This window comes from Streptomyces sp. NPDC058086 (genome assembly GCF_042885015.1).
In the GTDB taxonomy this organism is placed as follows: domain Bacteria; phylum Actinomycetota; class Actinomycetes; order Streptomycetales; family Streptomycetaceae; genus Streptomyces.
Map to the genome: position 1 here is coordinate 1 of NZ_JBHVST010000026.1, position 11,893 is coordinate 11,893.

Below are 11,893 nucleotides of genomic sequence, written 5' to 3' on the forward strand. Positions count from 1 at the left end.
CCCCTGGGGCACGGGGCTGCGCCCCGGCGCCCCAGGCTTTTAGGGGCGCGGGGAACTGCGCGACCAGCCCCCACCCGCCCGCAGCCAAAGAAACCACCTCGGGGGTCTGGGGGCGGAGCCCCCAGGTTGAGCAAGGCCCCGCCCACCCGACCGGGGTGAACGGGGCCTGAGTAAAGCGGCGGAGGTTACTCCGCGAGGACGGCTTCGGCGTCCAGCGTCGTGGCGACCGCCTGGATCACAGAAGCGATCTTGAACGCCTCCTGGATCGTCTCCCGATCGACACCCGCCTTGCGGAGCACCTGCTCATGGGAGTCAAGACACTGACCGCAGCCGTTCACCGCGGACACCGCCAGCGACCACAGCTCGAAGTCGACCTTCTCGACACCGGGGTTGCCGATGACGTTCATCCGCAGACCGGCCCGCAGGGTCCCGTACTCGGGGTCCGACAGCAGGTGCCGCGTGCGGTAGAAGACGTTGTTCATCGCCATGATCGCGGCAGCCGACTTGGCGGCGGTGTACGCCTCCGGCGACAGCTGAGCCTTCGCCTCCGGCTCCAGCTCCCGCAGCACCCGCGGCGACCGCGCCGCGATCGCACACGCCAGCACCGTCCCCCACAGCTGCTGCTGCGGAAGGTCCGAGTTGCCGATGACCGAGCCGAGGTTGAGACGCAGATCCTTCGCGTAGTCCGGCAGGGCGGACTTCAGTACGTCGAGGGCCATGGAGGGTTACTCACCCGCCAGGAGCGCCACCGGGTCGATGGTGTTCTCGCCCTTGGTCCAGTTGCACGGGCAGAGCTCGTCCGTCTGGAGCGCGTCGAGGACCCGGAGGACCTCCTTGGGGTTACGGCCGACGGAACCGGCGGTCACCATGGAGAACTGGATCTCGTTGTTCTGGTCGACGATGAACACCGCACGCTTGGCGAAGCCGTCCTCGCCCTCGATGCCGAGGTCCCGCATGAGCTCGTGCTTCGAGTCGGCCATCATCGGGAAGGGCAGGTCACGCAGGTCGTCGTGGTCCTTGCGCCAGGCGTGGTGCACGAACTCGGAGTCGCCGGAGAAGCCGAGCACCTGGGCGTCACGGTCGGCGAACTCGTCGTTCAGCTTGCCGAAGGCCGCGATCTCGGTCGGGCACACGAAGGTGAAGTCCTTGGGCCATGCGAAGATCACCTTCCACTGACCCTCGTAGGTCTTGTGGTTGATCTGCTGGAACTCCTCGCCCTTCTCCAGCGAGACACAGGCGGTCAGATCGAACTCGGGGAACTTGTCACCGACAGTGAGCACGCGCTCTCCTTGCAGCGAGGAAAAGCCCTTTTTGGGGGCGTTTCCCGGGGGTTGGACGATGCTGATGTTGGCACACGCTGCATTGATTACGGAAATAGCTACACTCGGTCGTGTTGATCGACTACAACTATCAGTGACTATGAGTAAGAGGTGCGACCATGGCCGGCCCGATGGGCAACGCAAGCTCCAAGGGCCCCATGAGTGGCAAGGGCCCCGTGAGTGGCAAGGGAGCCATGAGCGGCAAGGGAGTCATGAGCCCCAAGGGGAACGGGCGCCGTCAGCCGAGCCTCGCCCAGCTGCGCGCCTTCGCCGCCGTGGCCGAACACCTGCACTTCCGTGACGCCGCCGCCGCGATCGGCATGAGCCAGCCCGCGCTGTCGGGCGCGGTCTCCGTCCTGGAGGAGACGCTCGGCGTGACCCTCCTGGAGCGTACGACCCGCAAGGTGCTGCTCTCACCCGCCGGCGAGCGTCTCGCCGTACGCGCGAAGGCGGTACTGGACGAGGTCGGCGCGCTCATGGAGGAAGCGGAGGCGGTGCGGGCGCCGTTCACCGGGGCGCTGCGCCTCGGCGTCATCCCCACCGTCGCGCCCTACCTCCTGCCCACCGTCCTCAACCTGGTCCACGACCGCTACCCGGACCTCGACCTCCAGGTCCACGAGGAGCAGACCGCCAACCTCCTCGACGGGCTGACCTCCGGCCGTCTCGACCTGCTGCTGCTCGCCGTTCCGCTCGGCGTGCCCGGCATGACCGAACTCCCGCTGTTCGACGAGGACTTCGTGCTCGTCACCCCGCTCGACCATTCGCTAGGCGGCCGGGAGGGCATCCCCCGCGAAGCCCTGCGCGAGCTCAATCTGCTCCTGCTCGACGAGGGGCACTGCCTGCGCGACCAGGCCCTCGACATCTGCCGGGAGGCGGGCCGGGAGGACGCCCCGGTCACCACCACGGCCGCGGGCCTGTCCACCCTGGTCCAGCTCGTCGCCGGCGGCCTCGGCTGCACCCTGCTGCCGCGCACCGCCGTCAAGGTCGAGACGACCCGCAGCAACCAGCTCCTGACCGGCTACTTCGCGGACCCGGCGCCGACCCGCCGGATCGCGCTGGCGATGCGCGCCGGGGCCGCGCGCGGCGGCGAGTACGAGGAACTGGCCGCCGCGCTCCGAGAAGCGCTGCGACCGCTGCCGGTACGGGTGTGGGACCGGGACGCCTGAGCGTCCCGGTCCACGGGCCCCGTCACTCGGTGCGCAGTCCGTCCGGCCGCATCAGGCGCAGCAGCGGTGGCAGGCTGAGTGCGGTCACCAGCAGGACGACTCCCGCGCCGATGCCGGTCATCGACAGCAGACTCGGCCAGTCCACGCGCACCGAGACGCTCGTCATCTTCTGCAGGACCACGCCCAGGGTCACACCGACCACGGAAGCGAGCAACAGACCCAGCGCGATCGGGATCGCGGTCTGCCAGAGCACCGACAGGCTCAGCGTGCGGCGTCGAGTGCCGAAGGCGACCAGGACGGAGAGCAGTTTCTTTCGCTCGCGCAGCTGTTCCAGCTGTGAGACCAGCAGGCTCGCGCCGATCAGGAACAGGACGCAGGCCGCGCCGACGGACAGGCCGGTGCGGATGGAGGTGTAGCGGTTGTCCTGCTCGGTCGACGCCCAGGTCCAGGCGTGGGCCAGCGGGCTGAGCTTCGCCGTGGTGTTGCGAACGAGGTCGTAGACGTCCGGTACCGACTGGTCGATCTGCAGGTAGGCGTCGCCCTCGATCGCCTGTGCGGCCCCGGCCGGCAGTGCGCTCGGGGTGAACAGGATGCCGCCGGTCAGACCGTTCGTCGCATCCGTGCGGATCCGGGCTGCCTTGATGTCCTGCGGCACGGTCCAGGTGACCTGCCTGCCCCTGAAGCTCTCGGTGTAGGAGGGGTCGATGTAGAGGGTTCGGCCGGGCTTGCCGAGCTTCGGCGCGTCCAGGTCGCTGTCGGTGCCCTTGACGAGGAAGACGTCGCCGTCGCGGCACGTCGGCAGCGTGGCCACCTCGCGCAGCGACGCGCAGTTGCCGACGGTCACGGTCGTGGACGTGTTGGGGTCGCGCTTCCGGTCGCCCAGCGAACCGGTGCCGATCGCGGTGACCTGTCGTACGCCCTTGGTCCGCGCGAACTGCTCGCGGGCCTGGTCGAGCGGGACGTCGTACGGGAGGCGGATCTGCATCTGCGCCCGCTGGAGGTCGTTCGACGTGTCCTTGGTGTAGTCGCCCTCGACCCCGGCGAACAGCATTTGCAGGGCGATGGCGCCGGCCACCGCGACCGCGATGCCGTTGACCATGCGGGCCGCCGTTCCGCTGCTCAACTGGAGTCTGCGGATGGCGAGTTGCCAGGACACCGAGCCGGACCCGAGCCGGGCGACGACCGTTTCGACGATCCAGGGCAGCAGCGCCGTGACGCCGATCAGGAGCAGCAGGACACCGCCGATCACCAGGTACTGGTTGAAGTTTCCGCTGGTGTTGCCCTTGCCGATCATCGGGTAGAGCATCGCGAGTCCGCCGATCGGCAGCAGCAGTCGCCACCACAGCCGGCGCCGCGCGGGCTTGGCCGCACGGACCACTCCGAGCGGCTCGATGACGACCCCGCGCAGTGCGAGCAGGGTGACGAGGACCGCGGCCGCGGGCACCGCGACGGCGACCAGGGCGGCCAGTGCGGGCGTGGGGTTCAGATAGCTCGGGAACACGCTCTTGCCGAAGATCTCGACGGATCCCGCCAGTTGACGGGCCAGCAGGAAGAAGACCGTGCCGAAGGCGAGCCCGAGGACGGCGCCCGAGAGGGCCTCGCCCGCGGCGATCCGCCGGGTCATCCGGCTGTCGGAGCCGACCAGGCGCAGTGCCGCGAGCCGCCGGTCGCGCCGCTCGCCGCCGAAGCGCACGGCCGCGGCGATGAAGACACCGACCGGCAGCAGCAGTACCACGAAGACGACGATGATCAGGAGGAGGAGTACCGGGTCCAGTTTGTCGGGCGGTCCGAGGGGCTCCCCGAAGTGGTCGATACGGGTCACTCTGGAGCCGTCGATCCTCGGGGCGAGGTTGTCGGCGCCCGCGTAGAAGCTGAGTTCGTTCGCGCCGACGAGACCGGGCTCCCCGATGGTGCCGATGGTGCGGTAGGGCAGCCGCTCGCGCAGCAGTTTCCCGCTGCCGGACTTCAGCAGGTCCGCCAGCGCGGGGGAGACCACCATCTCGCCCGGCGCCGGGATCTTCTTCACCCCCGGCGGCAGCGGCGCCCGGGCCCCCTCGGGTTGCACCTCGCGTCCGCGGATGTCCTTGTCGCGGTAGGTGTCGTCGACGGCCGCGACGAGAAGGGTCCGATCGGACGCCTTGGGTATGCCCACATCGGTGAACGTGATGTCCGTACGGGCCTTCTCGCGGTCGCTGCGGGCCTGGAGCGCACTCGGCAGCGCCGTGGTGAGCAGCAGCAGCGCGACGCCGAGCCCGACCCCGACGGCCGTGAGGACCGCACGCATCCAGCCTTCGCGTCCGCCGGTGAAGGCGAACTTGGCGCCCATGGCCAGGTCTCTGGACCACTGCCGGACGCTGGGAGCGGCGCTCATACGATCCGCTCCATGTCGCGGGACTTTCCGTCGCGTACGACGATCTCGCGGTCCGAGTAGGCGGCCACCCGTGCCTCGTGTGTGACGAGGACGACGGCGGCGTTGGTGGAGCGGGCCGCCTCGGTGAGCAGATCCATCACGCGTTCGCCGTTGAAGGAGTCGAGTGCTCCGGTGGGCTCGTCCGCGAAGAGTACGCGCGGGCTGGTGACCAGTGCCCGGGCCACGGCGACCCGCTGTCCCTGGCCGCCGGATATCTCGCCCGGCCGCTTGCCCTTGAGGTCGTCGACCTCCAGCCGTTCCATCCAGGACAGGGCGGTTCGCTCGGCCTCCTTGCGCCCGGTGCCGTTGAGCCGCAGCGGGAGGGCGACGTTCTCGACGCAGGTCAGTTCGGGAACGAGCTGCCCGAACTGGAACACGAACCCGAACTCGCTGCGCCGCAGCGCGCTGCGCTGGGCGTCGTTCATGGTCGCCATCTCCTGGCCGTTGTAGACGATGGACCCGGAGTCCGGTGTCACGATGCCGGCCAGGCAGTGCAGGAGGGTCGACTTGCCGGAGCCGGAGGGGCCCATCACGGCGACGACCTCGCCCGGGTGGATGGAGAACTCGGCGCCGTCGAGGGCGTTGGTGGGGCCGTACGCCTTGCGCAGGTCGTGGGCCGTGAGCAGGGAGCCTGCGGGGGTCATCGGGTTACCGCCTCGGCGAGTTTTTCGAGGCGCGCGGCGGTGAGCTCCAGCCACCGCAGGTCGGCCTCCAGGTGGAAGAGGGCGTGGTCGCAGATCAGCTGGTCGGCGAGGTCGCCCTTGCGCTTGCGGTCCGTCAGGATGCGCATCATCCGCAGGTGCTCGGACCGCTGGGTGTCGAGGATCTCGGACGCGTCCCGGTGCGTGAGCAGTGCGAGGACGACCTTCGTGTAGAGGGTCGACTGCAGATACGGCTCGGGCTTCTCCGGCGTCGCGAGCCACCGCTGTACGTCGGTGATCCCGGCGTCGGTGATCGCGTACCGCTTCCGCTCCGGGCCGCCGCCCGCCTCTATCCCGTCGACCTCGACGAGTCCGTGCTTGAGCAGCCGCGACATCGTCGAGTAGACCTGGCCGTAGTGCAGCGGCCGGTCGTGACCGAACTTCTCGTCGAAGGCCCGCTTCAGGTCGTAGCCGTGACGGGGCCCGGACTCCAGGAGTCCTAGGAGGGTGTGACCGATGGACATGCCGAGCACTCTACACACGGCGTATACACCGCACGTATACACACCGAGAATAGATCATGGTGAACCCCACGTCCGCGCAGGTCACCCTCGATTGTCACGGTTCCGTCACCACGATTTCCCCGCCCCCGCCGTCCCATCTCCGGGGGCCGAAGCTTTTAGGGGCGCGGGGACCGCGCGCCCAGCCTCACCGGCCCGCAGCCGAAGAAGCGACCTCAGGCCCCTCAGGGGCGCGGGGAACTGCGCGCCCAGCCCCCACCGGCCCGCAGCCGAAGAAGCGACCTCAGGCCCCTCAGGGGCGCGGGGAACTGCGCGATCAACCCCCACCGGCCCGCAGCCGAAGGATCACCCCCGGCCCCCAGAGGGCGCCGGGGCCTACTCCTCCGGTTCCCCCGTCGCGGAAGCGGCCGGTCGCCCCCGCCGAGGAATCGGCCCCGCCCCACCCGGCAACCGCCCCGCCTCCGCAAGCGCCCGCCGCAACAGATACTCGACCTGCGCGTTCGCCGAGCGCAGCTCATCCGCCGCCCACCGGGCCAGCGCTTCATGGACGAGCGGATCCAGCCGCAGCAGAACCTGCTTGCGCTGCTGCGGCTGCCGCTGCGGCTGTGGCCGACGCTCGGGGACCGACCCCCCGGAGGGATCCGTCACTGGTAGAGAGACCCCGTGTTCAGAACGGGCTGCGGAGCCCGGTCACCGCACAACACCACCAACAGGTTCGACACCATCGCCGCCTTCCGCTCGGGGTCCAGCTCCACAATGTCCCGCTCGGTGATCCGGGCGAGCGCGGCCTCGACCATCCCGACCGCCCCGTCCACGATCTCCCGCCGCGCCGCGACCACCGCCCCGGCCTGCTGGCGCTGAAGCATCGCGGAGGCGATCTCGGGAGCGTACGCGAGATGCGTGAAGCGCGACTCGATGATCGAGACCCCGGCCGCCTCCACACGCGCGTGCAGTTCGACGGCGAGCTTCTCGGTGATCTCCTCGGCGTTGCCGCGCAGCGAGAGACCGTCCGCGTCGTGGGCGTCGTAGGGGTACTCGATCGCGATGTGCCGTACGGCCGCCTCGGTCTGCGTGGCGACGAACTCCAGGAAGTCGTCGACCTCGAAGGTGGCCTGCGCGGTGTCCTCGACCCTCCAGACCACGACCGCGGCGAGCTCTATCGGATTGCCGTAGGCGTCGTTGACCTTGAGGACGGCGGTCTCGTGGTTGCGTACCCGGGTCGAGATCTTCGTGCGGGAGGTGAAGGGGTTCACCCAGCGCAGCCCGTCCTGGCGGATCGTCCCCCGGTACCGCCCGAAGAGCTGGACGACCCGCGCCTCACCGGGCGCCACCGTGTTCAGCCCGCACATCGCGAGGAACGCGGCGAGGCCGATCAGGATGCCGGGAACGATCAGCGCGGCCTTGGCCCCACCGGCGTCGACCGTCGTGGCGGCCGCGATCAGGCCGGCGCCGAGCAGCAGCCCGACCAGCCCGAACAGCAGCGCGAGCCCGCCGCCGATGCTGTGTGCGGCGAACTCCCGTACTCGCGGGTCGGTCATCCGCGGCACATCCGCGAGAGGGGTGGTGTCGCTGGGAGTGGAGTCGTGTTCTGGCATTGGTGCCCCCCGTTTTCGTACGGCGGAAGCCCGTATGACTCCCACCCGTTCAAGGCCATCCAGGCCTATCTAAGTGATATCACTTTACCCGGAAGGGCAACCTTCGACCCCTCCAGGTCGTCGGTTGAGATGGGGCGGATGCGAAGTCCTGAGTGGTACGTGCTGATTGTCACGTCCACAAAAGACCGGATCGGCAGCCCTTTGTCATAGCGCGTGGTGTTAGTTTGCTGAGCTGACCTCAGCGGCGAACCTGTGTGACGCGCGAACACGAACGCGACACCCGAGCGCGTGAGTGAACGCGGCAGGACACGCGTACAAGAGAGCGCGACACGAGAGCGAGCGGAGCGGACGCAGCCATGGGACGAGCGGAAGAGAGACGAGCGCGGCAGCACGGTGGCCGCCGCGCGGCGGCCATGCCCTCGTCCGGAGGAAAGCCCCGCCGCACCGGCATACGCCGGTTCGTGAACTGGAAGACGATCCTCGGCACCTTCCTGGGCTTCTGCCTGCTCGGCATGGGCGCCTTCATCGTGCTCTACATGGTCGTCTCCATACCCAAGGGCAACGCGGACGCACAGCGGCAGAGCAACATCTACAAGTACAGCGACGGCAGCACGCTCGCCCGCACGGGCAAGGTCAACCGTGAGATCGTCGGCCTGGACAAGGTGCCCAAGGACGTCCAGAAGACCTTCGTCGCCGCGGAGAACAAGTCCTTCTACAAGGACGCCGGCGTCGACCTCAAGGGCACGGCCCGCGGTCTGATCAACACCCTGTCCGGCAAGGGCAAGCAGGGTGGTTCGACGATCACCCAGCAGTACGTCAAGAACTACTACCTCACCCAGGACCAGACCGTCACGCGCAAGCTGAAGGAACTGGTCATCGCGCTGAAGGTGGACCGTCAGCAGACCAAGGACGACATCCTCGCGGGCTACATCAACACCAGCTACTACGGCCGCAACTCCTACGGCATCCAGGCGGCGGCCCAGGCGTACTACGGCGAGGACGCGAGCGAGCTCTCGGTCGAGCAGGGCGCGTACCTCGCCTCGCTGCTCCAGGCCCCGAGCCAGTACGACTGGGGTGTCGCCACGCCCACCGGCAAGCGGCTGGTCACGGCCCGCTGGAACTACACCCTCAACAACATGGTCGAGGAGGGCTGGCTGTCCGCCGCCAAGCGCGCGACCCTGAAGTTCCCGACCCCGCAGGACCCCAAGGGCGTGCCCGGCATGGAGGGCCAGACCGGCTATCTGGTGGACGCGGCCAACAGCGCGCTGGCCAACCGGCTGGTGGCCAAGGGTGCCGCCGCCAACTACGAGGACGCCAAGGCGCTGGTCGACGCGGGCGGCTGGACGATCACGCTCAACATCGACAAGAAGAAGCAGACGCAGCTGGAAGTCGCCGTCAAGACGAAGCTCACCGGCAAGCTGGACGCCAAGGAGCGCAGGGTCGACGGTGATGTCGAGGCCGGTGCCGCGTCCGTCGACCCCAAGACCGGCAAGGTCGTGGCGATGTACGGCGGCGAGGACTACTTCAAGCACTACGTGAACAACGCGACCCGCCGCGACTACCAGCCCGCCTCCACCTTCAAGCCGCTGATCTTCGCGGCGGCCCTGGACGAGCAGGCCAAGACGCAGGACGGCCAGGACATCACGGCGGACACGGTCTACGACGGCACCAGCGGTCGCTCCGTCAAGGGCAGCAGCATCGGCTTCGCGCCGCCCAACGAGGACGACCAGAACTACGGCGACGTCACCGTCCAGACCGCGATGAACAAGTCCATCAACTCCGTCTTCGCGCAGATGGGCGTCGACGTCGGAATGGACGAGGTCCTCAAGGTCGCCGGCAAGCTCGGCATGGACACCAAGGGCATGCAGGCGGTGCCCGCGCAGACCCTCGGCACCATGGGCGCGAGCCCGCTGGAGATGGCGGGCATCTACGCGACCCTCGACAACCACGGCCGCAAGGTCACCCCGGCCGTCGTCGCCTCGGCCGAGCACAAGGACAGCCAGGTCGACTTCCCGAACCCGATCGGCGACCCGGTCATCAGCTCCCAGGCGGCCGACACGGTCACCTCGGTGCTCACCGGCGTGGTCAACGACGGTACGGCCCAGGTCTCGGTGGCCCAGGCGGTCGACCGCAACGACCAGCAGGTCGCGGGCAAGACGGGTACGTCCGACAACAACAAGTCGGCCTGGTTCACCGGGTACACGCCGAACCTGGTCACCTCCGTCGGTCTGTTCGGAGAGGTCCCCAAGGACCGCAAGGACACCGGTGGCAAGGTGGTCAAGCAGGGTACGCAGGTCTCCCTGAAGGGCGCCGCGGGCGGCGGCCGCGTCAACGGCGGTGGCTTCCCGGCCCAGATCTGGGCGGCGTACACCTTCAACGCGATGGGCAGCGTCACCACGTTCGACCTGGACACCACCCAGGGCGCGGCGATGGAGCCCAGCACCACGCCGACGATCAGCGAGACGCCGAGCGTCACGCCCTCGCAGACCCCGACCAGCGAGCCGCCGACGAGCGAGCCGCCCACCACCAGCGAGCCGCCGACCCCGACGTCCGAGCCCCCGACCACCCCGGCGACGACACCACCGACCACTCCGACGGGGACCCCGACCGACGAGATCACACCAGCGGACCCGTTCAACCCGAACAACCAGCAGTGACCGACAAGGGCGCGAAGACCGGTACGGCCGGTCTTCGCGCCCTTGTCGTGCGCTGTGGAGTGTTCAGCCTCCGTTGACGTTGTGGGCGATCCGGTCGCCCAGTTCCTTGTCGATGTTGCGCCAGTACTGCAGGGCGCGGTCCAGGACCGGACGGGAGACGTCGGCCTTCAGGTGGCCGCTGACGTTCGAGACCAGGCGGTCGCGGGCCGCGTCGTCGAGGACCTGGCGGACCATCGTGCCCGGCTGGCCCCAGTCGTCGTCCTCGCGGTGCAGCTTGTACGCCTCGCGCACCAGCTCGCCCGTCGCCTCCCAGCTCGCCGGGTCGCCGAAGCGGGAGAAGTCGGCCGCGGGGCCGCCGTAGGAGTTGGGCGCGTACGGGCGGGCCGCGAGCGACGGCTCGTAGCGCATCGGGCCGTCCTTGGCGTACGAGTTCACCGGGGCGTGCGGACGGTTCGGCGGCAGCTGGGCGTAGTTCGGGCCGATCCGGTACCGGTGTGTGTCCGGATAGGAGAACAGCCGGCCGAGCAGCATCTTGTCCGGCGAGGGGCCGACGCCCGGCACCAGGTTGGACGGCTCGAAGGCGGCCTGCTCGATGTGGATGAAGTAGTCCTCGGGGTTCCTGTCGAGGGTCATCCGGCCGACGTCGATCAGCGGATAGTCCCCGTGCGGCCAGACCTTGGTCAGGTCGAAGGGGTTGAAGCGGTAGTCCGCCGCGTCCTCGAACGGCATGATCTGGACCTTCAGGCTCCAGGTCGGCGCGTTCCCGGACTCGATCGCCTTGTAGAGGTCCATGCGGTGCAGATCCGGGTCCGTACCGGCCAGCTCGTCGGCCTCCGCCTGGGTGAGGAAGTCGATGCCCTGGTCGGTCTTGAAGTGGTACTTCACCCAGAACCGCTCACCGGCGCCGTTGATCCACATGTAGGTGTGGGAGCCGTAGCCGTTCATGTTGCGGTAGGTCTTCGGGATGCCCCGGTCGCCCATCAGATAGGTCACCTGGTGCGCCGACTCGGGCGAGAGCGTCCAGAAGTCCCACTGCATGTCGTTGTCCCGCAGCCCGTTGTCGGGGCGGCGCTTCTGCGAGCGGATGAAGTCCTGGAACTTGATCGTGTCGCGCACGAAGAAGATCGGGGTGTTGTTGCCCACCAGGTCGTAATTGCCCTGCTCGGTGTAGAACTTGAGCGCGAAGCCACGCGGGTCGCGCCAGGTGTCGGGCGAACCCTGCTCGCCGGCCACGGTGGAGAAACGGGCCAGCATCTCGGTGCGTTTGCCCGGCTGGAAAAGGTCGGCCTTGGTGAACTGGCTGACATCGTTGGTTACTTCGAAGAACCCGTATGCGCCACTGCCCTTGGCGTGCACCACACGCTCGGGGACCCGCTCCCGGTTGAACTGGGCCATCTTCTCGATGAGGTAGTGGTCCTGGAGCAGGATCGGGCCGTCGGGACCGACGGTCAGCGAGTGTTCGTCGCTCTCCACCGCAATGCCGGCGTTGTTCGTGGTGTACGGAGCCTTCTGGGGTGCCTGCGTCACGAGCGTCCTCCCGTCAAGAAGAGAGTCGTCAGATCGCTTCGCTCACCTCAGCAGTCA

General features: G+C 68.6%; 10 protein-coding genes. 2 read left to right on the top strand and 8 right to left on the bottom strand.

Annotated features, from left to right (window positions below; translation table 11 throughout):
• Positions 1-185 precede the first annotated feature (185 nt).
• Positions 186-719, bottom strand: a complete 534-nt coding sequence (locus ACFVWD_RS21445) for an alkyl hydroperoxide reductase (protein WP_101400409.1) — start codon at positions 717-719, stop codon at positions 186-188.
• Between the two features lie 6 nt (positions 720-725).
• Entirely contained in the window at positions 726-1,280 is a 555-nt protein-coding gene (locus ACFVWD_RS21450) for a peroxiredoxin (protein ID WP_389598080.1), read from the bottom strand.
• A gap of 251 nt (positions 1,281-1,531) precedes the next feature.
• Between ACFVWD_RS21450 and ACFVWD_RS21455 the strand changes: the two genes are divergently transcribed.
• The gene (locus ACFVWD_RS21455) at positions 1,532-2,485 is read left to right on the top strand and encodes a LysR substrate-binding domain-containing protein (protein WP_352046034.1); all 954 of its coding nucleotides are present in this window, start codon (positions 1,532-1,534) and stop codon (positions 2,483-2,485) included.
• A 22-nt stretch (positions 2,486-2,507) separates the two neighbouring features.
• Here the strand turns inward: ACFVWD_RS21455 and ACFVWD_RS21460 are convergent, their stop codons facing one another.
• The 5 genes from ACFVWD_RS21460 to ACFVWD_RS21480 form a co-directional block, all read right to left on the bottom strand.
• Positions 2,508-4,856 carry an ABC transporter permease gene (locus ACFVWD_RS21460; protein ID WP_389598082.1) on the bottom strand — a complete coding sequence of 783 codons (2,349 nt, stop codon included), beginning with the start codon at positions 4,854-4,856 and terminating at the stop codon, positions 2,508-2,510.
• Positions 4,853-5,539, bottom strand: a complete 687-nt coding sequence (locus ACFVWD_RS21465) for an ABC transporter ATP-binding protein (RefSeq protein ID WP_095852792.1) — start codon at positions 5,537-5,539, stop codon at positions 4,853-4,855. Before ACFVWD_RS21465 ends, ACFVWD_RS21460 begins: the two co-directional genes overlap by 4 nt.
• Positions 5,536-6,060, bottom strand: a complete 525-nt coding sequence (locus tag ACFVWD_RS21470; protein WP_101400410.1) for a PadR family transcriptional regulator — start codon at positions 6,058-6,060, stop codon at positions 5,536-5,538. Before ACFVWD_RS21470 ends, ACFVWD_RS21465 begins: the two co-directional genes overlap by 4 nt.
• A gap of 372 nt (positions 6,061-6,432) precedes the next feature.
• Complete coding sequence (locus ACFVWD_RS21475) at positions 6,433-6,705, bottom strand: hypothetical protein (RefSeq protein WP_101400411.1); 273 nt, start codon at positions 6,703-6,705, stop codon at positions 6,433-6,435.
• Positions 6,702-7,652, bottom strand: a complete 951-nt coding sequence (locus ACFVWD_RS21480; RefSeq protein WP_389598084.1) for an SPFH domain-containing protein — start codon at positions 7,650-7,652, stop codon at positions 6,702-6,704. The genes ACFVWD_RS21475 and ACFVWD_RS21480 overlap by 4 nt, the downstream gene beginning before the upstream one ends.
• Before the next feature lie 356 nt (positions 7,653-8,008).
• Here ACFVWD_RS21480 and ACFVWD_RS21485 point away from each other — a divergent pair, with 356 nt between their 5' ends.
• Entirely contained in the window at positions 8,009-10,309 is a 2,301-nt protein-coding gene (locus ACFVWD_RS21485; RefSeq protein WP_389598085.1) for a transglycosylase domain-containing protein, read from the top strand.
• A 63-nt stretch (positions 10,310-10,372) separates the two neighbouring features.
• Here ACFVWD_RS21485 and ACFVWD_RS21490 read toward each other — a convergent pair whose 3' ends face one another.
• On the bottom strand, positions 10,373-11,836 hold the full coding sequence (locus tag ACFVWD_RS21490) for a catalase (RefSeq protein WP_389598086.1): 1,464 nt from the start codon (positions 11,834-11,836) through the stop codon (positions 10,373-10,375).
• Positions 11,837-11,893 lie beyond the last annotated feature (57 nt).

Coding starts and splice junctions, on each gene's coding strand:
- ACFVWD_RS21445 (WP_101400409.1), bottom strand. CDS start 719: ATGGCCCTCGACGTACTGAAGTCCGCCCTGCCGGACTACGCGAAGGAT.
- ACFVWD_RS21455 (WP_352046034.1), top strand. CDS start 1,532: ATGAGCCCCAAGGGGAACGGGCGCCGTCAGCCGAGCCTCGCCCAGCTG.
- ACFVWD_RS21460 (WP_389598082.1), bottom strand. CDS start 4,856: ATGAGCGCCGCTCCCAGCGTCCGGCAGTGGTCCAGAGACCTGGCCATG.
- ACFVWD_RS21465 (WP_095852792.1), bottom strand. CDS start 5,539: ATGACCCCCGCAGGCTCCCTGCTCACGGCCCACGACCTGCGCAAGGCG.
- ACFVWD_RS21470 (WP_101400410.1), bottom strand. CDS start 6,060: ATGTCCATCGGTCACACCCTCCTAGGACTCCTGGAGTCCGGGCCCCGT.
- ACFVWD_RS21480 (WP_389598084.1), bottom strand. CDS start 7,652: ATGCCAGAACACGACTCCACTCCCAGCGACACCACCCCTCTCGCGGAT.
- ACFVWD_RS21485 (WP_389598085.1), top strand. CDS start 8,009: ATGGGACGAGCGGAAGAGAGACGAGCGCGGCAGCACGGTGGCCGCCGC.